This window comes from Microbispora sp. NPDC049633 (genome assembly GCF_040675265.1).
GTDB classification, from domain to species: domain Bacteria; phylum Actinomycetota; class Actinomycetes; order Streptosporangiales; family Streptosporangiaceae; genus Microbispora; species Microbispora maris.
The window spans coordinates 1-25,734 of record NZ_JBFAOO010000042.1 but is presented as its reverse complement, the minus strand read 5'-3'; the positions used below and the strand labels follow the sequence as shown (position 1 = coordinate 25,734).

General features: G+C 72.2%; 26 protein-coding genes. 5 read left to right on the top strand and 21 right to left on the bottom strand.

Annotated elements, in window-relative coordinates:
• The first annotated feature begins 122 nt into the window (after positions 1-122).
• Positions 123-1,046 carry a glycosyltransferase family 2 protein gene (locus AB0J39_RS13840; protein WP_363464101.1) on the top strand — a complete coding sequence of 308 codons (924 nt, stop codon included), beginning with the start codon at positions 123-125 and terminating at the stop codon, positions 1,044-1,046.
• A 69-nt stretch (positions 1,047-1,115) separates the two neighbouring features.
• Positions 1,116-1,655, top strand: a complete 540-nt coding sequence (locus tag AB0J39_RS13835; protein WP_363464100.1) for a dTDP-4-dehydrorhamnose 3,5-epimerase family protein — start codon at positions 1,116-1,118, stop codon at positions 1,653-1,655.
• Here AB0J39_RS13835 and AB0J39_RS13830 read toward each other — a convergent pair.
• Genes AB0J39_RS13830 through AB0J39_RS13820 form a run of 3 tightly spaced genes read right to left on the bottom strand, consistent with a single transcriptional unit; the run spans position 1,611 to position 4,675 of the window.
• Entirely contained in the window at positions 1,611-3,005 is a 1,395-nt protein-coding gene (locus AB0J39_RS13830) for an O-antigen ligase family protein (RefSeq protein ID WP_363464099.1), read from the bottom strand. The two genes, AB0J39_RS13835 and AB0J39_RS13830, sit on opposite strands and share 45 nt — an antisense overlap.
• 23 nt (positions 3,006-3,028) lie before the next feature.
• Complete coding sequence (locus AB0J39_RS13825) at positions 3,029-3,772, bottom strand: hypothetical protein (RefSeq protein WP_363464098.1); 744 nt, start codon at positions 3,770-3,772, stop codon at positions 3,029-3,031.
• 3 nt (positions 3,773-3,775) lie between these two features.
• A complete protein-coding gene (locus AB0J39_RS13820; protein ID WP_363464096.1) occupies positions 3,776-4,675 on the bottom strand; it encodes a hypothetical protein in 900 nt (299 codons plus the stop codon).
• A gap of 186 nt (positions 4,676-4,861) precedes the next feature.
• Between AB0J39_RS13820 and AB0J39_RS13815 the strand changes: the two genes are divergently transcribed.
• Positions 4,862-6,058, top strand: coding sequence for an acyltransferase (locus AB0J39_RS13815; protein WP_363464095.1), 1,197 nt, complete (start codon positions 4,862-4,864; stop codon positions 6,056-6,058).
• A 21-nt stretch (positions 6,059-6,079) separates the two neighbouring features.
• Here the strand turns inward: AB0J39_RS13815 and AB0J39_RS13810 are convergent, their stop codons facing one another.
• The 9 genes from AB0J39_RS13810 to AB0J39_RS13770 all read right to left on the bottom strand — a co-directional run bounded on the left by AB0J39_RS13810 (position 6,080) and on the right by AB0J39_RS13770 (position 15,396).
• Entirely contained in the window at positions 6,080-6,898 is an 819-nt protein-coding gene (locus tag AB0J39_RS13810) for a hypothetical protein (RefSeq protein ID WP_363464093.1), read from the bottom strand.
• Positions 6,899-6,991: 93 nt separating this feature from the next.
• On the bottom strand, positions 6,992-7,879 hold the full coding sequence (locus AB0J39_RS13805) for a glycosyltransferase family A protein (protein ID WP_363464092.1): 888 nt from the start codon (positions 7,877-7,879) through the stop codon (positions 6,992-6,994).
• A gap of 1 nt (position 7,880) precedes the next feature.
• Positions 7,881-9,461: an oligosaccharide flippase family protein gene (locus AB0J39_RS13800; protein ID WP_363464091.1), complete on the bottom strand. Its 1,581-nt coding sequence runs from the start codon at positions 9,459-9,461 to the stop codon at positions 7,881-7,883.
• A gap of 16 nt (positions 9,462-9,477) precedes the next feature.
• Positions 9,478-10,485: a hypothetical protein gene (locus tag AB0J39_RS13795; protein ID WP_363464090.1), complete on the bottom strand. Its 1,008-nt coding sequence runs from the start codon at positions 10,483-10,485 to the stop codon at positions 9,478-9,480.
• A gap of 4 nt (positions 10,486-10,489) precedes the next feature.
• Positions 10,490-11,746, bottom strand: a complete 1,257-nt coding sequence (locus tag AB0J39_RS13790; RefSeq protein ID WP_363464089.1) for a DUF4910 domain-containing protein — start codon at positions 11,744-11,746, stop codon at positions 10,490-10,492.
• Positions 11,743-12,762 carry an SDR family oxidoreductase gene (locus AB0J39_RS13785; protein WP_363464088.1) on the bottom strand — a complete coding sequence of 340 codons (1,020 nt, stop codon included), beginning with the start codon at positions 12,760-12,762 and terminating at the stop codon, positions 11,743-11,745. The genes AB0J39_RS13790 and AB0J39_RS13785 overlap by 4 nt, the downstream gene beginning before the upstream one ends.
• Positions 12,762-13,409 carry a PIG-L deacetylase family protein gene (locus AB0J39_RS13780; protein WP_363464087.1) on the bottom strand — a complete coding sequence of 216 codons (648 nt, stop codon included), beginning with the start codon at positions 13,407-13,409 and terminating at the stop codon, positions 12,762-12,764. Before AB0J39_RS13780 ends, AB0J39_RS13785 begins: the two co-directional genes overlap by 1 nt.
• A complete protein-coding gene (locus AB0J39_RS13775; protein WP_363464085.1) occupies positions 13,406-14,185 on the bottom strand; it encodes a glucose-1-phosphate cytidylyltransferase in 780 nt (259 codons plus the stop codon). The genes AB0J39_RS13780 and AB0J39_RS13775 overlap by 4 nt, the downstream gene beginning before the upstream one ends.
• Positions 14,182-15,396 carry a class I SAM-dependent methyltransferase gene (locus tag AB0J39_RS13770; RefSeq protein ID WP_363464084.1) on the bottom strand — a complete coding sequence of 405 codons (1,215 nt, stop codon included), beginning with the start codon at positions 15,394-15,396 and terminating at the stop codon, positions 14,182-14,184. The genes AB0J39_RS13775 and AB0J39_RS13770 overlap by 4 nt, the downstream gene beginning before the upstream one ends.
• A gap of 177 nt (positions 15,397-15,573) precedes the next feature.
• Here AB0J39_RS13770 and rfbC point away from each other — a divergent pair, with 177 nt between their 5' ends.
• Together rfbC and AB0J39_RS13760 are read left to right on the top strand one after the other, a co-directional pair.
• Positions 15,574-16,140 (top strand): dTDP-4-dehydrorhamnose 3,5-epimerase, encoded by a 567-nt coding sequence (gene rfbC / locus AB0J39_RS13765; protein WP_363464082.1) that lies wholly within the window; start codon positions 15,574-15,576, stop codon positions 16,138-16,140.
• 25 nt (positions 16,141-16,165) lie between these two features.
• Positions 16,166-17,011 (top strand): glycosyltransferase, encoded by an 846-nt coding sequence (locus tag AB0J39_RS13760; RefSeq protein WP_363464081.1) that lies wholly within the window; start codon positions 16,166-16,168, stop codon positions 17,009-17,011.
• Positions 17,012-17,022: 11 nt separating this feature from the next.
• Here AB0J39_RS13760 and AB0J39_RS13755 read toward each other — a convergent pair whose 3' ends face one another.
• The 9 genes from AB0J39_RS13755 to AB0J39_RS13715 all read right to left on the bottom strand — a co-directional run.
• Positions 17,023-18,192, bottom strand: a complete 1,170-nt coding sequence (locus AB0J39_RS13755) for a hypothetical protein (RefSeq protein WP_363464079.1) — start codon at positions 18,190-18,192, stop codon at positions 17,023-17,025.
• A gap of 4 nt (positions 18,193-18,196) precedes the next feature.
• Positions 18,197-18,985 (bottom strand): WecB/TagA/CpsF family glycosyltransferase, encoded by a 789-nt coding sequence (locus AB0J39_RS13750; protein WP_363464077.1) that lies wholly within the window; start codon positions 18,983-18,985, stop codon positions 18,197-18,199.
• 114 nt (positions 18,986-19,099) lie between these two features.
• The gene (gene rfbD / locus AB0J39_RS13745; RefSeq protein ID WP_363464075.1) at positions 19,100-19,957 is read right to left on the bottom strand and encodes a dTDP-4-dehydrorhamnose reductase; all 858 of its coding nucleotides are present in this window, start codon (positions 19,955-19,957) and stop codon (positions 19,100-19,102) included.
• 10 nt (positions 19,958-19,967) lie between these two features.
• Positions 19,968-20,939, bottom strand: a complete 972-nt coding sequence (rfbB, locus tag AB0J39_RS13740; protein ID WP_363464074.1) for a dTDP-glucose 4,6-dehydratase — start codon at positions 20,937-20,939, stop codon at positions 19,968-19,970.
• Positions 20,940-21,007: 68 nt separating this feature from the next.
• Positions 21,008-22,072: a glucose-1-phosphate thymidylyltransferase gene (locus AB0J39_RS13735; RefSeq protein WP_363464073.1), complete on the bottom strand. Its 1,065-nt coding sequence runs from the start codon at positions 22,070-22,072 to the stop codon at positions 21,008-21,010.
• Between the two features lies 1 nt (position 22,073).
• The gene (locus AB0J39_RS13730) at positions 22,074-23,543 is read right to left on the bottom strand and encodes a sugar transferase (protein WP_363464072.1); all 1,470 of its coding nucleotides are present in this window, start codon (positions 23,541-23,543) and stop codon (positions 22,074-22,076) included.
• Between the two features lie 526 nt (positions 23,544-24,069).
• Positions 24,070-24,441 (bottom strand): hypothetical protein, encoded by a 372-nt coding sequence (locus AB0J39_RS13725; protein ID WP_363464070.1) that lies wholly within the window; start codon positions 24,439-24,441, stop codon positions 24,070-24,072.
• Positions 24,442-24,516: 75 nt separating this feature from the next.
• Positions 24,517-25,131 carry a GntR family transcriptional regulator gene (locus tag AB0J39_RS13720; protein WP_363464068.1) on the bottom strand — a complete coding sequence of 205 codons (615 nt, stop codon included), beginning with the start codon at positions 25,129-25,131 and terminating at the stop codon, positions 24,517-24,519.
• Between the two features lie 13 nt (positions 25,132-25,144).
• On the bottom strand, positions 25,145-25,734 hold a 590-nt coding region (locus AB0J39_RS13715), incomplete at its 5' end, for an EamA family transporter (protein ID WP_363464066.1).

The window sequence follows — 25,734 nt, the reverse complement described above, 5'->3', positions numbered from 1 at the left end:
ACGCCCACCCGGCCACGTTCCGGCGGGCACCACCAGGGTGAAGATCGAGGAATGCGTTGCCTCCCGGGTGCGCCGCCTCTAGCATGCGCCTGGCGGGCAGTTCCCGACCCCCGGAGGGCCGCATGTCCGAGACCCCGCGGATCGCGGTCGTCGTCGTGACCTACAACAGCGCGCGCGTGCTGGCAGAGTGCCTGGAGTCGCTCGCCGCGGGCGCGCGAGGCGCCGACCTCGTGCGGGTGGTCGTCGCCGACAACGCGTCACGGGACGAGTCCGTGCCGCTGGCCGAGCGGGCCGGGGCGACGGTGGTGCCGCTGGGCCGCAACGCCGGTTACGCGGCGGCCATCAACGCGGGCATCGCCGCCCTCGACCGCGAGGGACACCTCGACCGCGTCGACGCGGTCGCCATCCTCAACCCGGACTGCCGCACCCGCGAAGGGGCGCTCACCCGTCTCGCAGCCGCGCTGCGCGCCCCCGGTCACGGCATTGCCGTACCCCGGCTGGTCAGCCCGGACGGCCACACGCATCCCTCCCTGCGCCGCGCCCCCACCGTACGCGGCGCGCTGGCCGAGGCGGTGATCGGCGGACGGCTCGCGGGCCGCGTCGGACGGCTCGGCGAGGTGATCACCGATCCCCGTCGCTACCGGACGCCCGGCGCCGCCGAGTGGGCCACCGGGGCCGCCCTGCTCGTCTCCGTGGCGGCCGTACGCGACCTCGGGCCGTGGGACGAGTCCTTCCTGCTCTACAGCGAGGAGACCGAGTTCGCGCTGCGGGCGGCCGACCGGGGCTGGACGCTCTGGTACGAGCCCGAGGCCGTCGTCGAGCACATCGGCGGCGAGGCGAACGTCAACCCGGTGCTGGCCGCGCTGCTCACGACGAACCGGGTGCGGCTGTTCCGGCGGCGGCGCGGGCCCGTCTCCTCCCTCGCCTTCTATCTCGCCGTGGTTCTCGGCGAGGCGCTGCGCGCGCTCGCCGGCCGGCGTACGGCACGGGCCTCGCTGGTGGCCCTGCTGCGGCCCTCCAGGCGCATGCGGGTGCTGCCGCAGTGAGCGGGCGGGGCGGCCCGGCGGAGGCGGCGTAACGGCCGGCCCGTCCGCCGCGACTACAGACATGTGAAAGTGACGCGACTCGCCCTGGAGGGCGTGCTGCTGTTCGTCCCCACGCCCCACCACGACGAGCGCGGCTTCTTCACCCGGACCTTCGACGCGGCCGTCGCAGCCGAGCACGGGCTCGACCCCGCCGCCTTCATCCAGGACAGCCAGTCTCGCTCCCGTAAGAGCACCGTCCGCGGCATGCACGGCCGTTCGGGGCGTGGCGAGGCCAAGCTCGTCCGGTGCGCCCGAGGCGCCGTCCTGGACGTGCTCGTGGATGCCAGGCCCGGCTCGCCGACCTTCGGCCGCCACCTGACGGTGCTGCTCGACGACGAGACGTTCGCCCATCTGTACGTGCCCCCGGGCCTCCTGCACGGCTACCAGGCGCTGACCGAGGCCGACGTGTGCTACCGCATCGACCGGGAGCACGACCCGTCGGAGGATCTCGCCGTGCGGTACGACGATCCGGATCTCGCGCTTCCGTGGCCGCTGCCGGTCGGCGCGATCAGCGGCCGGGACCTGTCAGCCGGGTCCTGGGCCGAGCTGCGCGACCGCCTCGGGGCGTAGCCCGGCACGCGCCGCCTCCGCCGCAGGCGGGGCGGGGGCCGCGGCGGCGTTCTCGGCCCTCAGCGTGCGCAGCAGCGCGCCGGCGGCCCCGATCAGCAGGAACATCAGGCTGGTGACGCCGGGATAGGACAGCAGGTCGAAGGTGGCCGCGCCGACGAGCGGAACCAGCAGGCAGGCGGCGATGGTCAGGGCCAGGTTGCGGACGTTGGGATCGCCGCTGAGCCGCCGCGCGCGCAGCGCGACGACCACCCCGCAGACGATGACGCCGACGAAGGCCAGCACGCCGACCACGCCGGTCTCCACCAGCGAGAGCAGGTACTGGTTGTCGAACACCTGGTGCTTGTAGGGATACCAGGTCCCGATGCCCCGGCCGAAGAGCGGATGCTTGGTGACCTCGGTGAGCGCGAACGGGTAGTCGTGCGTGCGGTAGAGGATGCTGTCGTCGGAGCCGGCGTTCGCGAACAGGTTGTAGAAGGTGCCGAGCAGCCCGGGGGCCGCCACCTTCATCACGCCCAGGAACACGGCGAGCGCCCCAAGGCTCACCAGGCAGCGCCTGAGCGGCCAGCCGGTGAACAGCACCGCGCCGACCACGACCATCCCGAGCACGGCCGACCTGGAGACCGAGAACATCAGCCCGGCCGCGATCAGGGCCGCGCACAGCCACCAGCGCCGCCACGGCTCGCCCCGGTCCCGCGCCTGCAGGGCGAAGTGCGCCGCGAACGGCAGGACCATCGAGCAGAAGACGCCGAACTCGATCGGGTGGCCCAGCGTCGCGGCCACCCGGCGCAGGTCCGCCCGCGACATCACGGTCTCGGTGCCCTCGACGGAGGTGTGCCGGAATCCGGGTAGGGACATGTAGGTCGTGGGGTCGAACTCCAGCAGGTACTGGCACGTGGCGACGACCGACACGATCGCCCCGGCCACCACGACCGTCTTGAGCACGAAGTCGAGCCGGTCCCGTCCCCTGACGCCGTCGCACATCACGAGCACGAGCCCGATGTACCCGGCGAACAGCACCAGGGAGTGGTCCGCCAGGTTGAGCTCGTCCGAGGGCAGGTATCCGAGGCTGGCGAAGCCGTAGCAGGTCAGGAACGCCATCCCGTACGCGAAGATCGCGGTGCGGACGGGGTTGGCGCCCTTGGCGGCGCCGAGGGTGGTCGTGAACTGCGCCAGGAGCCACACGAGGAGGAGCAGGAGGGCGACGACGTCGGCGAGCGTCAGCGACATCGGCAGCCCGCGCAGGACCAGCCGGGCCGGGATGAGCAGCAGGGAGAGCACGAACAGGCAGACGAGCGTCGCGCCGTCGGCGCGCCGGCGCGATCCGGGCGGCAGCGGGCTGTCGATCCTCACGGGACTCCCGATGGTCACGGCTGTCAGTGCCGGAGCAGCGGCGCCGACTTCGTCCGCGCGCCGGCCGGATAGGCGGATCCGTTGAGAGACGCCTGCGGCTTCGAGGCGCCGGAGCGGCGGGCGCGGCGCGACCGCGCCCAGCTCTCGACCGCGAAGGCGGCGGCCATGCTCAGGAACAGGCCCATCGCCAGCGCGACGCACGCCGCCCGCAGCCTGCTCCCCGTCTTCTCCTCGGGAGTGGTCGGCGGCACGACCTCGAACGCCTTGAGATAGGTGGCCCGCGGCGCGCCCAGCGCCCGCTGCTGCTCGACCAGCTTGTCCTGGGCGATCCGGCCGAGCCGCGCCACCACGTCATGGGCCTCCTGCGCCGTCGGGGCCTCCGCGGAGATGACGACGAACGGCAGCGTGATCATCAGCTCCGGGTTGGTCGTGCCGTTGCTGACCTTGAACGTGGTCCGTCCGCCGGGCGCCACCCCCACCCGCTGCGCGACCTCGGCCGAGCTGAGGCCCTGGATGAGGATCGAGGCGGAAAGGCCCAGCCCGCTGTCGACGTTGACCAGCGGGTTCGTCACCGGGTTGGGGAACTTGGGGTCCGCCGGCAGGCTTCCCCCGTCGCGGGGCACGGTCAGCACGAAGCTCGATGAGCACACGAAGGTCTTCGGGAACTTGACGTAGACGCCGGCCGCCCCCGCGAGCACGAGCACGAAGACGGGGAAGGTGACGTACCACCGCCGGAACAGGACGAGGACCGTCGCCCAGAAGTCCATGCGTCAGTCCTTGTCGTCGTCCGTGCGCGCGTCTCTGGTCACACTCGCGAAGCGACGGTCGTCGTCGGCGCGCAGCGCCTCGGCCGCGTCCTGCCCCTTCACCGGCTCCGTCACGACGACGATCTCCTGGGTGTCCCATAGGACCACGTCCACGTCGTCGTCCTCGTACGCGGAGACGACGGGGGCGACGGGAACCGCCGGGAGCGCGGCGGCCTGCGGCACGGGGGCACGCGGGGGCGGCGGGGCCTTGCGGAGCAGCGGGCGCTCGCCCCTGCGCGTCAGGGCGTAGACCAGGCCGAGACCCGCGCAGGCGACCAGGAGGCCGGCGCCGGCCGCGACCTGCCATCGCGTGGACAGCATGGCCTCCGGCTTGGAGGGCGGCACGATGTTGGCGACCGTGAGGTAGGTCGAGGGCGGGGCGCCGAGCGTCCGCTGCCACCCGGTCAGCTCGTCGCGGACGCGTCGCTGCGCCTTCGTCAGCACGTCGGAGGCGATGGCCGGGGACGGCGCCACGACGCGGATGTAGATGTACGGCCCGCTGATGTCCAGAACCCGGGGGTTGCTACGCCCGTCGTCGATCGTGATCGTCGTGGGCCCGTCCTTGGGCGCGCCGAGCTGCGTCCACACGTCCTGCGTGTTCATGGACTGGATGACGATGCTCGCGGCCGTCTTCAGCGCGTCGTTGAACTGCAGGAGCGGGTTGCCCCGGGGCAGCGGGCGGTTCGGGTCCCTGGAGTAGACGCCGCCGTTGACGGGCGTGGCCAGCACCAGCGAGGTGTCCGCCTCGTAACGTGTCGGGGCGACGAAGAAGGTGACCGTGCCGGCCAGGATCGAGATCGCCAGCAGGGGGAGTCCGACCGACCATTTCCGTAGGAGACCGGCGATCGTCGTCCAGAACTCCACGTATCCCCCCGGCCTGTCCAGTGCCGTCGGCCTGCCAGCAGGCGTCCGGACCCTGCTTGGATACATCGTCACGCGCGGCTGTCACGTTACAACGATCCGATGTCCCGCGCCGGGTGGTTACGTTCGGCGAACTTCCTCCGATATACGTTGCGGCGACCGGTCCGGGCGACGACGGGAGTGCGGCGGATGGAGTCCTCTGCGGACCAGGCGACGGCTCCGGCCACCTCCGCGTCCACCTCCGCGTCCACCCGGGCGACACGCGCGCCCGCGCGTCTGCCGGGCCTCGACGGGATCCGCGGGGTCGCGGCCCTGTTCGTGGTCCTGCACCACTGCTGGCTGCTGTCCTTCCCTGGGTTCCCCGCCGACACGGGCCCCGCGTGGGCCGGCTGGCTCGTCTACGGGCACCTCGCGGTGGTGATGTTCATCGTCCTGTCGGGTTTCTCGCTGGCGGTCTCGCCCGCCAGGTCGGGCTGGCGGCTGAACGGCCTCCGCCGGTTCGCCTACCGGCGGGCCTGGCGCATCCTCCCGCCCTACTGGGCGGCCCTGCTGTTCAGCCTCGTGGTCGCGTGGACGCTGATCCCGCAGCCCGGGCAGGGCAGCCCGACCGTGAAGTCCGTCGTCGTCTACGGCCTGCTGGTCCAGGACCTGTTCGGCTCGCCGAGCCCCAACGGCGCCTTCTGGTCCATCGCGGTGGAGGCGCAGCTCTACGTGGTGTTCCCGCTGATGCTCCTCGTGCTGCGGCGGGCCGGCGCGGCCGTCCTGCTCGCCGTCCTGACCGTCGTCGTGGCCCTCATCGGGCTGCTCGCGCCGAGCGTCCCCGCGGTGGACCTGTTCATGCGGCTGACCCCGCAGTTCGCGGTGCTCTTCGCGATCGGCGCGGTCGCCGCGGGAGTGGCGGCGGGCATGACGGCGCACGGGGAGACTCATGAGAACGCGTCGCCGTGGCCGTCGCGTCTTCCCTGGCTGGCCCTGGCCGCCGCGGCACCCGTCGTCCTGCTGATCGTCGTGCGTGGTCCCGAGTGGACGGTCGACCACTACTTCTGGGTCGACCTGGCCGTCGGCCCGGCGGCCGGGCTGCTGCTCGCCTCCGTGGCGGCCGGCCGGCCCCGGCTCCTCGTGCGCCTGCTGGACACGCGGGCGCTGCGCCGGCTCGGTTCGTTCTCCTACAGCCTCTACCTCATCCACGCGCCGATCGTGGTGGTGGTGAACCGCATGGTCCTCGCCCCCCGTCTCGCCCCGGGCGTGACGATGTTCCTGGCCACCCTCGTGCTGACCGTGCCGCTCACGCTGCTCGCGGCGTGGCTGTTCGCGTCGGTCTTCGAGCTGCCGTTCCAGCGTCACCGCGGCTGGGGCGCGCTGCGGGCGGCGGTCCTGCGGCGATAGCCGCCGCCCGATCACTTCCGTCTAGAGCGGCAGCTCCGTCTGGCTGTCGGGGCGGCCGACGTACCGGCCGTAGTCGGGGTGGTCGAAGCGGTGCAGCGCGACGATGTTGTCGTTCCACGGCGCGGGCACGGCGCGCTTGTGGCGCAGGCCGTTGATCGGGGCGATCTTCAGGGTCTCGTTCGCCTCGTTGAACTCCCTGATGGCCCGCAGCTCGCCGACGTAGTCGTTGTGCAGGATCTGGTCGTCGTCGCCGACGGTGTCGTCCAGGTAGCAGAAGACGCGGGGCAGGAAGTACTTGTGGTCGCCCGCGAAGATCCGCAGCGCGGCGGCCGTGGAGGAGTAGAAGTCCACGTCGACGGAGACGAAGCCGATCGGCGCGGGCCGCCTGTCGTCCAGGAACTCCGCCACGGTCTCGGTGATGTTACCCAGGACCAGGTGGGCCTCGGGCAGGCGCGCGCGCAGGGCCGCGACGTCCATGCTGAAGTCGCCCTCGCGCCAGATGTAGGGCAGGTCGCGGTAGTCGGTCGGCTTCGGCAGGCCCTCCCCCGTGTCGAAGCCGTACACGTCGATCCGCACGCCGGTGGCGGCGGTGGCCAGCCGTGCCTGGCGGCACATCTCGACCAGGCCCGCGCCGCCCGCGACGCCGAACTCGACCACGCTGATGCGGTCGACGCCGAGCCGCCTGGCCAGTTCGGCCGCCTGCTGGACGCCGTAGGCGTAGTGCGGCCGGGGGAACAGATCGAGAGCGCAGCGCAGCTCGTACGAGCCGAGGGGCAGGCGGCGCATGACGGCGAGAACCGACCGTCCGGGCTGCATCAGCACCCGGACGAGGCGTATCACGTTCCGGTCGAACCCGCTTCGCGGCGAGGACGTCATGGTGGGTCGGCCTTTCTTCTGGTCACGTGGGTGGATTGCGGCCGCCGTGCCCGCGGGTCAGCCTCCCAGGAGGCGAACGGCGAGACCGGTGAGCTTGCGGCCGCGGTGGGCCAGCACCTGGCGCTGGCGGCGCCCGTATGTGCGGGCCAGCACGGCCCGGCCCCGGCGGCGCTGCTCGGGGGTGAGGTCCACGGCGCGCAGCGCCCGGTACATAGCGCGGAACTGGAGCGTGTTGGCGAAGTGCGCGGTCCACACCGGCACGCCGAGGGCCCGGGCGATGTTCGGCAGCCGTTTCCAGCGCAGGTCGCGCTGGGCCAGCACCTCGGGGACGTGGCCCCACGGCCCGGTCAGGGCGAGCATGGTGGCGTACACCTCGTCCTCGCGGATCATCACGGGTCTGCGGATGCCCACCACCGCCGCGCGCCGCATCACGCCGTACAGCGGGTCGAGGCGCATGTGCTCGGTGGTGACCGCGTCCCACAGCTCCGCCAGCCGGTCGACGGGATCGTCGGAGAGCATCCCCGTGCCCTGGTAGGACGGCCGGTGCACCGAGCCGTCCGGGCTGGTGTACGCCGTGTCCGAGGTCACCAGGATGAGCCGCTCGTCGGCCAGCATCGGCTCGATCGAACGGGACACGCAGTGGGGCTCGAGATGGTCGTCGTCGCCCATCCAGCGGAAGAACTCGCCCCGCGCCAGGCGCAGCACCTCGGTGAAGTTGCCGACGATGCCGATGTTGCGGGGCTGGCGGTGGTAGACGACCCGGGAGTCCTCCCGGGCGAGCCGCCGGCACAGCTCCTCCGTTCCGTCCGTGGACGCGTTGTCCGAGATGACGACCTCGAGCCGTTCGTGGTCCTGGGCGAGGACGGACCGCACGGCCTCCTCCAGCCGGTCCGCGCCGTTGCGGACCGGTATGCCGATGGAGACGAGTCTCCGTGAATCCGCCAACTCAGTGCTCCTTCGCCGTCGCCTCGACCGGCACCGGATGCCGGTGACCGGCGGGCAGCCGCTCCATCACGTGTCCGCCCACCGTTCTCATCTGGTGCAGCGGCACCACGATCAGCACGTAGACCAGCAGTCCTCCGGCGCCTCCCACGACGAGCTGGAGGAACTGGCTGCCCGCGGTCAGCGCGGCCAGGCCCACGGTGACCGCGAACGACACCGCGGCCCCGGCGAACGGCCGTACCAGCTGGGGCAGGATCGGCCGCAGCCGCACCCCCGTGCGCTGCACGGCGAGCATCGCGAGCGGGAGGGCCACCAGCAGCGCGGCCGCCGCCTGGCCCACGGCAGCGCCCCGGATGCCGTCGAGGTGCGTGCCCACGATCACCGCGGGGATCAGGGCCACGCCGTACCCCAGGTTCATCCAGACGGTCGAGCGGGTGGCCCCCTGCCCGTTGAGGATGTCCAGGGCGAAGGAGGTGAGCATGCGCACCACCATCAGCACCGCGAGGAACCGCAGGACGCCGGCCGCCTGCCCCCACTTGTCGCCGTACAGGAAGTGGATGAGCGGGTGGGCGAGCACCGCCATGGCCACGGCCAGCGGCAGGATCGCGGTGACCAGGATCGGCACCGACTTCTGCACGCCGAGCGACAGCGACTCCTCGTCACGCTCGGCGAGGCGCGAGAAGCCTGCGATGGACACCGAACGGATCGCGGTGCCGATCAGTCCGGGCACCCAGCTCGACACGTTGAAGGCCATCAGGTAGAAGCCGAGCCAGTCGGGCCCCATGATGGCGCCGACGATGATGTAGCCGACGTTGAGCAGCACGATTTCCAGGGCGATGCCCGCCGCGGAGGGGATGCCGAACCCCAGCAGCCTCTTCGCGACGCCCCGGTCGAATCCCAGACGCCAGGGCAGCCGGGCGTAGGCGAGCATGAACACGCCGGTGACGACGGCTCCGGCCACCTGTCCCCAGGCGAAGCTGTACGGCCCGGCGCCCCCGGCGGCGAGCGCGATCGCCACCGGGGCGTTCACCAGGAACCCCGCCAGGATCGCCTTGGAGCTCTTGCCCACGTGGAACCTGCGCAGCAGTGTCGCGCTGCGCACCGCGGTCACGGCCTCGATGAGGATGACCGCGGTGAGGAGCCGGACGACCGGGGTGGCCTCCTCGCTGCCCGCGAGGCTGGAGAAGTACGGCGCGCCCACGTAGAACGCGCCGTACAGGGTGACGGCGGAGATCATCGAGAGGGTGGTGGCGGTCGGCGCGACGTCCTCCAATTTGCCCCGCCACTGCACCACCGCGGCCATGACGCCGATGTCCTTGACGACCATGACGAACTGGGTCGCGGCCAGCGCGACCGCGTAGATGCCGAAGTCCTCCGGGCTCAGCAGACGGGCCAGGACGAGGCCCATGAGGAACGACCCGGCCCGGGTCGCCAGGGTGCCCAGCAGGCTCCAGCCGAGCCCGCGTCCGGCCTTACGGCCGATATCCCGGAGGTGGCCGGCCTCGCCGTCCGGCGGCTCGGCCGGCTCCGGCGGTTCCGCTGACTCCGCTGACTCCGCCGGCTCCGCGTCCTGGCTCTCTCGCATCGGCACTCCCCGATCCCTAGCTCTCCTCGGTGACCCGCTCCAGCCAGATCTCCCGCCAGAACGGCACGAACGCCCGTGGGCAGTTGGCCTTGTACACACCCGCGCAGACGACGCCGTCGAGGATGATGCAGGGGTTCTTCATCTGCAGCATGCGCCCGGTGTTCTCGTCGATGCACCGTTCCACGCGCGCGGCGACCCGGGCCTCGCGCCCGCAGTACCGCGCCATCTCCTCCTCGAACCCCATCCCGCGGTTGAGCCGCTTCGTGTCGAGCGTGGCGACGATCGCCTCCCGCGACTTGACCCGCACGAGCTCGCCCGGTTGCAGGTCGCTCAGCTCGGTCGGGGTCGTGGTGTTCGGGCCGGCCGGTACGAAGCCCCACGCCATGCCGTCCCTGAACCGCAGCCGGCGGGGCAGCCTGCGGCTCGCCCGCTGTAATCGGTTGAACAGCCCGAAGAAGACCGTGCGGAGGGTGGCCAGGACGCCGGCGTTGCCCACCCGGACGTCCGTGACGTACTGGCCGAGGTCCCTGAAGGGCAGGGGCTCGGGAGCGGCGCGCAGCAACTCGGTCGCCTGACAGCGGTACCGCACCTCGCCGTCCGCCGCCGGCTCCCGGCGGGAATTGATCTGAAGCAGGGGAAGGCTGCGTACGGGCTCGGGTGCGGCATCGGGCACGGGCGCACCCGGGTCCACCCGTTTGAGCCAGGCCTCCTTCCAGTACAGCGAGCACGAGGTCTGGCAGCCGCCGTGGGCCGAGCCGTCGCAGCGCGCCCCGGTCAGGTGCACGGCGTCCCGCATCCGCCGCATGCCCGTGCCGGTCAGCGTGTCGCACAGCTTGTGGGCCACCTTGTGCACCGTCATCCGCCGCCCGCAGAACGACAGCATCTCCGGCATGAAGGGCAGGCCGTCGAGCTCGCCCTTCTCGTCGAGTGTGGTCATGATCTCCTCGACGCTGCGGACCTCCACCACCTCGCCGACCCTGAGGCCGAGGGCCTCCGGTCGTGCGGAGGTCTCGAACTGCGTCATCCGGCTACTCCTTCACGAGTCCCGCGACCAGCAGAGCCTGGGCCGCGTCCGCCACCACGTCGAACGGCAGTCCAGAACGTTCCGAGATATCGAGCAGGCTGTGCGCGCCGTCGGACTGGTTCAGCACCCACAACATCGCCATCTGCGCCTGTTTCGTGTCGCTGCGCCCGCCGAGCGACTCGTACAGGCCGCGCCTGCCGAGCTGGGGCTCGCCGTACGGGCTGAGGTTCACGTAGGCGCGGTTGCGCTCAAGCACCCGGACGGCCCGCAGGCAGGCGTCCAGCGTGTCCTCCATCGCCTCCTCGGTGACGAAGTCCGGGTCGTCCGCCGAGGTGTGGTACTCCGGATAGCCGGCGTACGGGGTCCTGGTCAGGCAGCCGACCGGCAGGTCGAACCCGGGCGAGCAGTACTGCCGCTCGTCGTAGCCGTAGGGGGAGAAGTCCACCAGCGTGTGCGGGCGGTCCCGCAGGACGTGGGCGAAGACCCGGTCGATCTCGGCGTCCCCCCGCCGGCTGCGCTTGTAGGTGATCGGTCCCCGGTCGCCCGCGCAGGCGAGCACGATCCCGTGCCTGATCCGGCCGGCCCGGTCCCGGTTGCGCGCCAGCCAGGCGATGGAGCCGATGGTGCCGGGCGCGAACAGGAAGCGGTAGGTGTAGTGCCGCTCCTCCCGCGCCAGCAGCCGCGCCAGCCGGGTCGCCACCGCGACGCCCGCCAGATTGTCGTTGGCCAGCGAGGGGTGGCATACATGGCACGAGATCAGGACCTCCTCCGCGCTGCGGCCCGGGATCACGTGCTCGCCGTATGTCAGGTGCCCGTCGGCGAGCGTCGAGTCGATCCGCACCTCGTACGGCCCCGGCCCCATCCCCGCCAGCGTGTCCTCGCTGAGGCAGAACCCCCACGTCTCGGCGTAGTAACTGGTGCGGTACGGCACCAGGCCGGGCCGGCCGGGCAGCGTGTGCAGGTGCGGGCGCAGCTCCTCCAGGGTCATGGTCGCCGACACCGGCACGCTGTAGCCGACCACGTGCAGGTTGGACGCCGCGAAGTCGACGATCCGGGTCCCGGTGGAGTCCTTGATGTAGGCGTCGCGGATGTTCCATTCCTTGGGAATGGTCCAGTCGAGGACCTGGGTGCCCGTGGGCACCTCGCTGATCTCCAGCTGGATCGACTCGCCGATGATCTCCAGGGTGCGCCGCAGGCCGGATCCGGTGATGCTGCGGCACAGCGGGTAGAGCCGCCTGACCAGCGCGTGCATCTCGCTCATGGGCGCAGCGAGGAGTCGACGGCGCCGGCCACCCGCCGGTCGGACAGGCGGGCGAGCCGGGTGAAGCGGCGCTCGAAGTCCTCCCTGGTCAGCCCGTACTCGCGGTAGGCGTCGACCAGTTCCACCGCGCCGTCCTTGACCGACCAGCGGGCCTCGTACCCGGGGAGGGCGGCCCTGATCCGGGAGAAGTCCACCCGGTAGGAGCGCGGGTCGGCGCCCGCCTCGCCGGTGATCACGAGCGTGGCGCCGGGCACGGCCTCGACGACCTCTGCCGCGATCTCCGCCACGGTCAGGTTGTTGCGCTCGGTGCCCACGTTGAACGCCTTGGCGTGCACCGCCTCCCTGGGCGCGGTCAGCGCGGCGGCGAACGCCTCCGCGATGTCGCGGGCGTGGACGAGCGGGCGCCAGGGCGTGCCGTCCGACAGCACGCGCACCTCCCCCGACAGGCACGCGTGGCCCGTCAGGTTGTTGAGCACGATGTCGGCCCGCAGCCGCGGCGAGAAGCCGAAGGCCGTCGCGTTGCGCATGAAGACGGGGGTGAAGTCGTCGTCCGCCAGCGCGGCCAGGTCGTCCTCCACCCGGACCTTCGACTCCGCGTAGGGGGTCACCGGCCGGAGCGGCGCGTCCTCGTCCAGCAGGTCGTCGCCACCCGACGCGCCGTACACCGAGCAGGTCGACGCGTACAGGAACCGGCGCACGCCGGCGTCCCTGGCGAGCCTGGCCAGCCGCGAGGAGGCGTGGTGATTGATGTCGTAGGTCAGCTCGGGGGCCAGCGAGCCGAGCGGGTCGTTGGACAGCGCGGCGAGGTGGACGACGGCGTCGAACCCCGCCAGGTGCTCGGGCCGGACGTCCCGCAGGTCCACCGCGTACGTCTCTGGGTCGGCGGGCGGGGGGCCGAGCACGCAGTCGGCGAACAGCCCCGAGTCGAGGCCGACCACCTCGTGGCCGGCCTCGGCGAGCACCGGGGCCATGACCGTGCCGAGGTAGCCCTGGTGTCCGGTCAGCAGTAGCCGCATCAGTTCTCCAGGTCGAGGGTGAGCTTGTCCACGTGGAACGCCTCGGCGTACCGCGCGTGGCACTCGATGCCGCGGATGCGGGCGAGGCCGAGGAAGGCTTCCGGGTCGTACCAGGGGCGGTGCCGCTGTGAGGGGTAGTGGCTCTGCAGCAGGGCGACCTTCTCCTTCGCCACATCGGGGGTGAGCGGCTGGTAGACCGACGGCCGGCCGAGGTCGCCGTCCCACTTGACGATCTCGTAGCCCAGCACCAGGTGGTCGCGGAACGCGGTCGGCACCAGCTCGGCGAGGCCCCGGTGATCCTGGTGCAGGTCGCCCCGGTGGGGGGCGACGACCAGGTCGGGGTCGCTTGCCGCGCGCAGTTCCTCGACGGCGTTCTTGGCCTCGTCCCAGTGGGCGGGCAGCCGCCCGTCGGGCAGTTTCAGCACGGTCAGCCGCAGGTCGGCGCCGGGGCAGAAGGCGGCGAGCGCGGCCCGTTCCTCGTCCTCCCGCTCGGTGCCGCCGCCGGACAGCACCAGGGCGTCCACGCGGACGCCGGGGTGCGCGGCGCAGACGGTCAGCAGCGTGCCGCCCGCCCCGATCGCGATGTCGTCGCAGTGCGCCGCGAGTGCCGCGATCCCGCGCACGCGGCCGGGCCGAAGGCCGATCACACGTGCTCCCACAGCGCCCACGGCCGGTCGCCGCGCGCCCACGCGTGATCCAGCTCCAGCCGCTGGTTGACGGTGTCGCTCGGCCGCCAGTAGCCGCGGTGGGGGTAGGCGAGCAGCCGGCCGCGCTTGGCCAGCTCGGCGCAGCCGTCGGCCACGAGGTCGCCGTTCACGGGGATGTGGTCGAAGACCTCCTGGCGGAGCACGAAGAAGCCGCCGTTGACCCACAGCGGCATCTCGCTGACCGGCGTGATCGAGCCGACCCTGCCGTCCTCGCCCACGTCGACGCAGTGGAAGGTGTTGGACGGCGGGACCACCATCATCGACGCCCCGGCGTCCGCGGCCCGGAACCGCTCGACGATGTCGGACAGCGGCGCGTCGGTGAGCACGTCCGCGTAGTTCGCCAGAAAGATCTCATCGCCCTCAAGATAGGGGCGCACCCGGCGAAGCCGCTCCCCAATGGGCGAATCCACCCCGGTGTCCACCAGGGAGATCGACCAGTCGGAGATGTCGGTGGACAACAGCTCCACCCGGCCGTTGCGCAGGACGAAATCGTTGGACGCCGTTTCCTGATAGTTCAGGAAGAAGCTCTTGATGTGTTGCGCGCCGTATCCGAGACACAGGACGAAATCCCGATGTCCGAAATGCGCGTAATACCGCATCACATGCCAGAGCAGCGGACGGGGGCCGACGAGCTGCATCGGCTTGGGAATGTCCCCGCCGGGGAGGTCGCTGCGCATCCTGGTGCCCCGGCCTCCGCAGAAGAGGACGACTTTCACACGATCTCCAGTCTGGGGATCGGGAAGACCAGCCGGCCTCCCCACTCGCGTACGTACGAGAGCTGGGCGGTCAACTCCTCCCTCAGGTTCCAGGGGAGCACCAGCACGTAGTCGGGGCGGTCGGCGGCGATCTGCTCCGGCGGGAGGACGGGGATCCGGGCGCCGGGGGTGAACCGCCCGTGCTTGTAGGGGTTCCGGTCGACCGTGTAACGGAGCAGGTCGGGGCGGATGCCGCAGTGGTTGAGCAGGGTGTTTCCCTTGCCGGGGGCGCCGTAGCCCACGACCGTCCTGCCCTGCGCGGCGGCGTCGAGGAGGAAGGTCAGCAGCTCCCGCCGGACCCGCGCCACCCGCTCGGCGAACTGCGCGTAGCCGGACAGCTCGTGCAGTCCGGCGGCCTTCTCCGCCGCCAGCACCTCGGCCACGCGCGGGCTCGGCTCCGCGCCGAGTTCCTCCGGGCGGGCCCACAGCCGGATCGATCCGCCGTGGGTCGGCAGCAGCTCGACGTCCACCAGGGCGAGCCCGCCGCTCGCCAGCGCCCGTTCGGCCGAGGCGACCGTGTAGTACTGGAAGTGCTCGTGGTAGATCGTGTCGTACTGGTTGAGCTCCATGAGGGTGAGCAGGTGCTGCACCTCGATGGAGACCCAGCCCCGGTCGTCCAGGAGCGCGCGCAGCCCCCGGGTGAAGCCGATGACGTCGGGGATGTGCGCGTAGACGTTGTTGGCCACGACGAGGTCGGCGGGCCCGTGCTCGGCCCGTACGGCGGCGGCCGTCTCCGGCCCGAGGAACGCGGTGAGCGTCGGGACCCCGTTGTCCCTGGCCGCCTGGCCGACGTTGACCGACGGTTCGATGCCGAGGCACCGGATGTCGCGTTCCACGACGTGCCGCAGCAGGTAGCCGTCGTTGCTCGCCACCTCCACCACGAACCGGGGGCGCAGCCGCTCGGCCGCGTCCGCCACGAACCGCCGCGCGTGCTCCACCCACGAGGTGGAGTACGACGAGTAGTAGGCGTACTCGGTGAAGGTGTCCTGCGGCGTGATGAGCGCGGGGATCTGGGCGAGCCAGCAGTCCGTGCACACCCGCAGGTGCAGCGGATAGGTCGTCTCCGGCTCGTCGAGTTGCTCCGCGCCGAGGAACCGCTCGCACGGCGGCGTCGCGCCGAGGTCGACCACGCCGACGAGGCTCGCGGACCCGCACAGCCGGCACGTCGTCATCAGGACCTCCTCCGGCCGCGCGGACAACTTCGCGCAGGCCGTTTTCCGGATGAATTCCGGGCAGGCGTAACCGACAGAAACTGAGCTGGCATTTCCCTCCCAGCACCGGAGTCCGACAGTCATAAGTCGGGCGATGGACTGCGAGCGTTACAAGACGCCTGTGTCATGCTTCCGCCCATGGAGCGGATGAGTATCGAGGGAGCGTGGAGCTTCACCCCGCGAATCCACAGCGACACCCGGGGCGCCTTCCTCGAATGTTTCAGGGCGCAGGAGTTACGCGAGGCGATCGGGCACGGCATGGAGCTGGCCCAGGCCAACTGCTCGATTTCCCGGCGCGGCGTGCTGCGCGGCGTCCATTTCGCGGACGTACCGCCCGGCCAGGCCAAATACGTGACCTGCGTCTCCGGGGCCGTGCTCGACGTCGTGGTGGACCTGCGGGTGGGCTCGCCCACCTTCGGCAAGTGGGAGGGGCTCGTCCTCGACGACGTGTCGCGGCGCGCGGTGTACGTGTCGGAGGGCCTCGGCCACGCGTTCGCCGTCCTCAGCGAGCAGGCCACGGTGCTCTACCTGTGCTCCCAGCCGTACGCGCCGGGGCGCGAGCACGGCGTGCACCCGCTCGACCCGGAGATCGGCGTCGACTGGCGGCTCGACGGCGAGCCGGTCCTGTCGGACAAGGACGCCGCGGCGCCCACGCTGAGCGAGGCGCTGGATTCCGGGATCCTCCCGAGATATCGGGCCTCCTGACCCGGCGGAGGCCCATACTGCTCGTGTGACGAGCGTCGTGATCCCCGCGCACAACGAGGCTCCGGTCCTCGGCCGTCTGCTCTCCGGGCTGCTGGGCGACGCCCGGCCGGGCGAGTTCGACGTCGTGGTCGTCGCGAACGGGTGCACCGACGAGACCGACTCGGTCGCGCGGGCGCACGGCGTGCGCGTGCTGAGCACGCCGGTGGCGTCCAAACGCGAGGCGCTGCGTCTCGGCGACCGGGCGGCCCGCGGCTTTCCCCGGCTCTACGTGGACGCCGACGTCACCGTGAGCACCGCGGGCGTACGCGCGCTCGTGGCCCGTCTCGGCGGGCCGGGCACGCCGCTCGCGGCGGCGCCCGAGCGCGATCTGGCGCTCGCCGGCCGGCCCTGGACCGTCCGCGCGTACTACGCCATCTGGACCCGGCTTCCGCACGTGCGCACGGGACTGTTCGGCCGCGGGGTCATCGCGGTCACCGAGGCGGGCAACGACCGGATTCGCGCGCTACCGCCGGTCATGGCCGACGACCTGGCCGCCTCCCTGGCGTTCGGCGAGGACGAGCGGGTGGTCGTGGCGGAGGCGCGGGCCGGGATTCAGACCCCCCGCACGTTCGCCGACCTGCTGCGCCGGCGCGTCCGCGCGGCGACCAGCGTGAGCGAGCTGGAACGCGAGACCGGTCCGGGCGGGCCGTCCGCGCGCACGAGCCTGGGCGATCTGGTCCGGATCGCCGCACGGGAGCCGTGGCTGCTCCCGGCGGCGGCCGTCTTCGCCTGCGTCACCGTGCTGGCGCGGCGCAGGGCGCGCCGCGCCGTACGGGCGGGCGACTACACGACCTGGCTGCGCGACGAGAGCAGCCGGGCGCCGGGGTCATGACTGACGCGAGGTCATGACGGTCGCGGGAGCTCGAACAGCCAGGCGTACAGCAGCCAGCCCAGCTCGTAGGGCCGGCATTCGCGGTCGACGGCGACCGGCGGGTAGAACCGGTCGAGGGTGGCGAGCCGGGCCGCCGGGCGGGTGCGGGTGGCCACCGCGCGCAGGCCGCGCACCAGCTTCTTCGGGTCCGCCCTGGCCGCCTTCCGCCAGGTCAGGTTCAGCCGCTCGTCGATGAGGGACTCGTCGGACTCGGGCCGCTCGCTCATCCAGCGCACGCCCTCGCCGATCTCGTCGAAGTAGGCCGTGCCCCCGGCGTCGGCGAGGTCGAGCAGGGCCATCGGGGCCATCGCGAGCTGGTGGACGCTGTAGACGGGATATCCCTCGACCACGGCGCCGGTGCGGGCATCGTAGTGCCACCACCACTGGCCCTCGGCGCCCTGGGCCGCGCAGATCCCCGCGGCCACCTGTTCCGCGGCGGCCAGCGCGTCGGCGTCTCCGACCGCGGCGTGCAGCCGCGCCAGCGCCTGCAGCGGGTATACCTGGTCGGCGAAGCAGCCGACGTGCGCCCGGTACCAGGGCACGAGCGGCCCGGACGACGGGCCGAGCACGTGCCGGTAGAGCCGGTCGGACGCCAGCCCGTCGAGCAGCCGGGCCCGGGTGGCTTCCAGCCTGCCGTCCAGCTCGGAGCTCGCTCCCAGCGTCGTCCTGGCGGCGACGAGCGCGGCGAGCTCCCAGGCGGCCTCGACCGTGTACACCTGGCCCGAGGACGCGAGCCGGTCGATCCCGGCCAGGTGCCGCAGCGCCTCGTCGAGCCGCGGATGCCCCGTCTCCGCCGCCGCCCAGCAGATCAGGGCCGCGTCGCCGAGCCCGCGGACGCCGGGCAGCCGCTCAACGAGGCGCCCGGCCAGGTCGGCGGCGGTGTCACCGGCGAGCGCGGCGCGCTGCCGCTCCTGCGGGAGCGTGGCCACGCCGAGCGCGACGATCGCCGAATACCGCACGCTGCGGCCCTCCGCGACGGCGTCCCACGTGCCGTCGGGCCGCCGCACGCCCCTGCGGGTGAACACGAACTCCCCGTCCACGTAGCCCGGCGGCAGTCCGCGCACCGCCAGGTCCACCATGGCCGGCAGCAGGCCGGCCGGCGCGCCCGGGCCCAGCAGGGCGATTCTGCGGTGCTGCGTCACGTTGTCACTCCAGGGAATCGGCGGAACTCGCGAGACGGCCGCGGTCACGAATCAGTCCCGCGGCCACGAGGAGGAGGAACCTCCCGTTGGTCTTGAAATACCGGGGGCCGAGGCGCGCCGGCTCCTGCAGCAGGCGGTACAACCACTCGAACCCGAGGCGCTGCCAGGCCCGGGGCGCCCGGCGGGTGCGTCCGGACAGCACGTCGAAGGCGCCGCCCACCCCGTGCACGACCTTCGCCCCGGTGGCCTCGCCCCAGTCGCGGACGAAGATCTCCTTCTTCGGCGAGGTCATGCCGAGGAACAACAGGTCGGCTCCCGACAGCGCGATCTCCTCCGCCACCCGCGCGGACTCCTCGGCCGGGAAGTAGCCGTCGCGGTACCCGGCGATCCGCAGGGCGGGGAAGTCGCGCCGCACCCGCTCGATCAGCAGGGCGAGCACCTCCGGCGTCGCGCCCAGGAAGTACGGCCGGTATCCGCGCCGCTCCCCCTCGGCCAGCAGCTCCGTGAACAGGTCGATCCCGGCCACGCGTTCCGGCAGCCGATGGCCCAGCAGGCGCGCGGCCCACACGACGGACTGCCCGTCGGCGAGGACGAGATCGCAGTCGAGCACCGACCGCCGCAGCTCGGGATCCCTGCGCATGGTGACGATCTTCGCGGCGTTCACCACGCCGATGTCGAGGCGTCCGCCGCCGTCCACCGCCTCCACGCAGGCGGCGACGACCTGCCGCATGGTCAGCGCGTCCAGCGTCGTGCCCAGCACCGACCGCCTGTGTGCCCGTCCCGGCGCCGTCATCGGGGGACAGTCCTGTCCACGGCGTGCGCCACCGATCCGTCCACCAATCCCCACCGTCCATGAATGCCGCCACGGGATGCCGTCCATGGGTTATCGCGCGGACGCCCGCGAACGTCACAACCCGCCGGAACCGGCGAGCCGGGGCCAGGCGTCGCGCAGTGCCTCGCGCCAGTCCCGCATCGGGGCCAGCCCCGCCCTGCCCCACGCCTCGTGCCCGAGTACGCCGTACGCGGGGCGCCGGGCCGGGCGGGGGAAGTCCCGGCTGCTCGTGGGCGTGACGCGGTCCGGGTCGGCGCCGAGCAGGCGGAAGATCTCCCGGGCGTAGCCGTACCACGTCGTCTGGCCCGCGTTCGTCCCGTGGTAGACGCCGGGGGGCGGGCTCGCGCGCACCAGCCGCACGATCTGGGCCGCCAGGTCGGCCGCCCAGGTGGGCTGGCCGTGCTGGTCGTCCACCACGCGCACCGGGTCGCCCCCGGCGGCGAGCCTGATCATCGTCCTGGCGAAGTTCGGCCCGTGCGCGCCGTACAACCAGGCGGTGCGGACGACGTAACCGCCGTGCCGCAGGGCGGCCCGTTCCCCCGCCGCCTTGGTCCGCCCGTACGCGCTGACCGGGTTGACCGGCTCGTCCTCGGCGTACGGCGTCCGCGCCGTGCCGTCGAACACGTAGTCGGTCGACAGGTGGACGAGCGTCACGCCGTGACCGGCGCACGCGGCGGCGAGCGGGCGCACGGCGTGGCCGTTGACCGCCAGCGCCTCCCGCTCGCGGGTCTCCGCCTCGTCCACCGCCGTCCAGGCCGCGCAGTTCACCACGACGTCCGGTTTCTCCGTACGGACCGCCGCCCGGACGGCGTCCGGGTCGCACAGGTCGAGGTCGCGCCGGGACAGCGCGGCGACGTCCTCGCCCTCGCCTGCCAGCAGCGCGGTGAGATCGGCGCCGAGCATGCCCGCGGCGCCCGTGACCAGCCACCTCATGGCGACGCCGTCACCGGGCCTCCGCCCGCAGCGGTTTCCACCACGACGGGTTGTCGGCGTACCACCGCACGGTCGCCTCCAGGCCGTCGTCGAAGGACACCTGGGGCGCGTAGCCGAGGGCGCGCAGCTTCCGGTCGTCGAGGGAGTAGCGGCGGTCGTGCCCCTTGCGGTCCTCCACCCGTCTGACGAGGTCGGGTGAGGCGCCGAGCAGGTCGAGCAGGCGCCGCGTGAGCTCCAGGTTGGTCAGCTCGGCCGTGCCGGCCACGTGGTAGATCTCCCCCGGCCCGCCCACCTCGGCGACGAGCTGGATGGCCCGGCAGTGGTCGGCCACGTGGATCCAGTCGCGGACGTTGCCGCCGTCGCCGTACAGAGGGACGGGCCTGCCCTCGATCAGGTTGGTGATGAACAGCGGGACGACCTTCTCCGGGTACTGGTACGGCCCGTAGTTGTTCCCGCACCGCGTGACGGAGACCGGCAGCCCGTGGGTGACCGCGTACGCGCGGGCGATCACGTCGCCGCCCGCCTTCGAGGCGGCGTAGGGCGAGCGCGGCGCGAGCGGCGCGCTCTCGTCCCACGACCCCGTCTCGATGGACCCGTACACCTCGTCCGTGGAGACATGGACGACGCGCCTCACCCCGGCGGCCAGGCACGCGTCCATGACCGTCTGCGTGCCCAGCACGTTGGTCCGCACGAAGTCGGCCGCGCCGTCGATCGACCGGTCGACGTGGGACTCGGCCGCGAAGTGGATCACCACGTCGTGGCCCGGCACCACCTGTCCGAGCAGGTCCGCGTCGCACACGTCGCCGTGGACGAAGTCGTACCGCCCCTCCACCGGGACGAGATTGGCGAGGCTGCCCGCGTACGTGAGCCGGTCGAGCACCGTGACGGACGCCCCGGCGAAGGCCGGGTATCCGCCCGTGAGAACCGTACGGACGTAGTGGGAGCCGATGAACCCGGCACCGCCGGTGACCAGTAACTTCACAGAAGAACCACACCTGTCTTCGAGCTCGGGACGGAAAGGGATTGTGCCGGACGGGCCGGGAGGCGGCGTCAGGAACTGATCTGGACCCTGCTGTGGTCCCCCAGCACCAGCCGGTGGGCCCTCGGCGTGTCCGGCGCCGGCGTGATCTCCACGTCGTGGCCGATCAGCGACGCCTCGATCCGCCGGACCCCCTCGATGGACGAACGGGCGAGCACGATCGAGTACTCGATCTCGCTGCCGCTCACGACGCAGTCGGCGCCGATCGACGTGAACGGGCCGACGTACGAACGGTCGACGACGGTCCCCGCACCGACGACCACCGGGCCGACGACGCGGGAGCGGCGCACCGAGGCGCCGGCCTCCACCACGACGCGCCCGATGAGCTCGCAGTCCTCGACGTCGCCGTCGACGCGGCGCTCCAGGGATTCCAGCACCAGCCGGTTCACCTCGAGCATGTCGGCGACGTTCCCGGTGTCCTTCCAGTATCCCGAGATGACCGCGGGCTCGACCTCGTGGCCGGCGTCGATGAGCCACTGGATGGCGTCGGTGATCTCCAGCTCCCCCCGCCAGGACGGTTTGAGCTCCGCCACGGCGTCGTGGATCGCCGGGGTGAACAGATAGACGCCGACCAGGGCGAGGTCGCTCTTCGGCTCGCGCGGCTTCTCTTCGAGGCCGACGACCCGGCCGTCGCCGGCCAGCTCCGCGACGCCGAACTGGCGGGGATCGGACACCCGGGTCAGCATGATCTGCGCGCTCGGCCGCCGCTCCCGGAAGCGTCCGACCAGGCTCTCGATGCCGCCCACGATGAAGTTGTCGCCCAGATACATGACGAAGTCGTCGTCGCCGAGGTAGTCGCGGGCGATCAGGACGGCGTGCGCCAGCCCCAGCGGCGCCTCCTGCCTGAGGTAGCTCGCCTGCAGGCCGAACCGGGACCCGTCGCCCACCGCCGCCTCGATCTCGTCCTGGGTGTCGCCGACGACGATGCCGACCTCGCTGATGCCGGCCGCCGCGATCGACTCCAGGCCGTAGAACAGGACGGGCTTGTTGGCCACCGGGACCAGTTGCTTCGCGCGGGTGTGGGTGATGGGCCGCAGCCGGGTGCCGGACCCGCCCGCGAGCACGAGGGCCTTCATGTCAGTAGGCCCCCCTGCCGCCGGTGACCGCGGACCACGTCTTCCACAGGATCTGCAGGTCCAGCAGGAGCGACCAGTTCTCCACGTACCGCAGGTCCAGCCGGACCGACTCCTCCCAGGACAGGTCCGACCTGCCGCTGACCTGCCACAGCCCGGTCATGCCCGGCCGTACGACCAGGCGCCGGTGCACGTCCGTGCCGTACCGCTCGACCTCGGCGGGCAGCGGCGGGCGCGGCCCGACGAGCGACATCTCACCGCGCAGCACGTTGAGGAGTTGAGGCAACTCGTCCAGCGAGTAGCGGCGCAGCAGCAGGCCCACGCGGGTGATCCGTGGATCGTTCCGAATTTTGAACAACAGGCCGTCCGATTCGTTGGATGCGGCCAGGACCGGCTTGAGCCGCTCGGCGTCCACGACCATGGTCCGGAACTTCAGCATGTGGAACTCGCGGCCGTACCGGCCGATCCTCGTCTGCCGGAACAGGGCGGGGCCGGGGCTGGTGGCGCGCACGACCGCCGCGATGGCCAGCATCGGGAAGAGCAGGGCGAGCAGGAACGCGGCCGCCACGATCCGGTCGAAGCCGTTCTTGACGAGCCGCCGGGAGCCCTGGAGGTCGGGGTGCTCGACGTGCAGCAGCGGCATCCCCGCGACCGGGCGGACGCTGATGCGCGGCCCCGCGACGTCCATCAGCGCGGGGGCGACGAACAGGTCGGTCCCCCGCGACTCGATCCCCCAGGCGAGGCGGCGCAGCGCCGCGCCGTGGAGTTCGGGACACGCGAGGACCGCGACCGCCTCGGCGTCGACCTTGTCGACCACGGCGGGCACGTCCCTGAAGTCGCCGAGCACGGGCACGCCGTCGACGTCGGAGCGCTGCCTGCGGTACTGCCCGCTCGGCAGGCACGCGGCCACCACCCGCATGCCGTGGTACGGCTGCCGCCGCAGCTGCAGCACCAGTTCGTGGATGGACTGCCGGTGCCCCACCGCCACGACCGGCCGCATGTACCGGCCCTTCATGCGCAGCCGGTGCAGCCGCTTGCGCATGCGGTGCCGGATCAGCAGCGTCAGCACCGTGGCGAGCGGCAGCATCGCCATGACGTAGCTGCGGGCGACGTTCGTCTGCGTGAGGTACGCCCCGATCGCGACGGCCGCGATGAGGCCCAGGCCCGCCTGGGCGACCGAGCGGAACTCCTCCGTCCCCTCGCCGTGGGTACGGCCGCGGTAGCCACCGGCGACGCCCACGACCAGCGGCCAGGAGAGCGTCAGGGTCGCCCCGAACGCGAAGTCGTACACCGGGATGAAGGCGCCGAACCACAGCCGCGTGAGCTCGACGCCGGCGAGGGCGGCGACAGCGCAGAGCAGGTCTCCCGCCAGGAGGATCTTCGAATAGGAACCCGACGACACGCTCACCGGCAGCCGCACATGGACTTCGCGGGGAAACACCCCCGATTCCGCCAACTCCGTTTGCGATTCCATCTCACCGCGCCTAGGTAGCCGGACCGTCCAGGTGATTGACGCCCCTCGCGTCGCAAAGGTTGACTCACGACTCACCCATTTGAGGGGGTGCCCGCACGAGGATGATGTTAGACAGCGACGGCCCTGGAGGGAACGCAAGCCCCCTGTCCACAATTGGTCGCAATGACCCCAGCTGGAGGACTTGACGGGAACGGTCCACGATGGCACCACCGGTCCCGACCACGGCGTATACCGCCAATATCTGCCGGTACATAACACGCCTATACGGTCGCCCCATACGCCCGCGAAGAGGAGCGGCAGACTCGCGAATCCAGCGAAGACGTGCCCCTTGCACCTCGAAAATACTATTTGGTCGAATCAACTCCATAATCGAACTCGGCCTTACCCGCCGATTCAAATTCGCCGTAATGCGCCGCCGAATGGACGGCCGATGCCGGCCCGGAACTCTCCGAACCGCATTCGGAGCAGCGCGGGAGGCCGCCGCGCCGGCGTGAAACGCTCACGGCCGGCGTGGAGCGGCCCGCCTTCAGTCGTATTCGAGGTCGGGCAACGGGGACGGCGGCTCCGGGCTGCGCCACACGACGACGTAGTCCGCGCGCGCGCTCGCGACCGCGGTGCTCAGCCGGTCGAGGTCGAAGTCCGGCAGGTAGCGCAGCCGGGCCAGGAAGCTCGCGTCGGTCGCCGAGTGGGGGACCACGCAGCCCTCGCCCTCACGGTCCAGCAGGACGATGAAGACCTCCTCCGGCTGGCCGGGCGGCTCCCGGTGGCCGTGGCCGCCGACGCGGACCTCTACCACGTCCTCCCATGCGAGGGCTTCGACGCTGCCGTCGGCGTAGTGACGCGTCACGCCTTCTTCGGTGACGTACACATAGGTGTCCGGCACAGGGTTGCCGTGCATGGGCGCGATTGTGACGACTTGAAGCGGCGCCGTGCAAGGGAATCCGGATCACCGGCCTCGCGGAGCCCGCACGGCTCAGGGATGCCGCCACCGCAGGTGCTCGCGCACCGCGCGGACCGCCGCGTCCGCGGGCCCCTCGGCGATGACGCGCAGCAGCCCGGCGTGCTCGGCCGCGAGCTCGTGAGGGTCCTCGTACGCGTGCCTGAGCCGGACCAGCCCGAGCCGCGTCTCGGCCGCGAGCGTGGCGTACAGCCGCTCCAGGCGGGGGCTGCCCGCGGCGGCGACGAGCGCCTCGTGCAGGGCCATGTGCTCGGCCACGACGGCCGCCCAGGGCGCGCCGGGCGGCAGTCCGGACAGGCGGTCCAGCGCCTCCTCCGCCGCCGTCACCCGCCGCCCCGCGACGGCCTGCGCCATCAGTTCCTCCAGCGGCCCGCGCACGTACATGAGGTCGTCCAGGTCCGCGGGGGTGATCACCGGGACGTACGCGCTGCGGTTGCGCTCGCGCCGCAGCAGTCCCTCGTGGACGAGCAGCGCCAGCGCCTCCCGCACGGTGGGGCGGGCCACGCCGTAGCGTGCGGACAGCTCCTGCTCGGGCAGCGCGGCGCCCGGCTCGATGTCCCCGGACAGCACCCGCTCGCGCAACGCGGCGGCGAGCGCCTCGACGGTGGAGACGGGTCTGAGGGTGGTCACGTGGCCGAGCCTACTAACGGGTCGCGGCCGCCGCCGTGGGCGTGTCCGGCGCGGGGGCGTCCGGCGCGGCCGCCCTGGCGGGCAGCGCCACCACGACCAGTCCCAGGGCGAGCAGCACCAGACCGGCCCACGAGACGAGGGACAGGTGCTCGCGCAGCGCCACGACGCCCAGCAGGGCCGCGACGGCCGGCTCGGCCAGCGCGAGCGTGGCCGCCGTGGCGACGGGGGTCGTGCGCAGCCCACGGCCGTACAGGAGATAGGCCAGCCCGGTCGTCGCGCAGCCGAGGTAGAGCGCGGTCAGCAGGCCGGCCGGCCGCGCGAGCCAGGCCGGTCCGGTCAGCACGAGGACCGGCAGCATGAGCACGGCCGCGCCGCCGAACAGGACGCCCATCACCGTCCCCGACTCCATGCCCCCGCCGATGGCCCGGGCCGCCACGACCGCGTAGAAGGCGTACAGGAGCCCGCCGAGGAGGGCGAGCGCGATGCCCGCGGCGTCCGCGCCGCCGGCTGCTCCGCCGGTGACGAGCACCGCGCATCCGGCGACTGCGGCGGCCGTGGCGAGCGCCCAGCGCCCGCTCGGCCGCTCCCGCCCGGCCAGCCAGG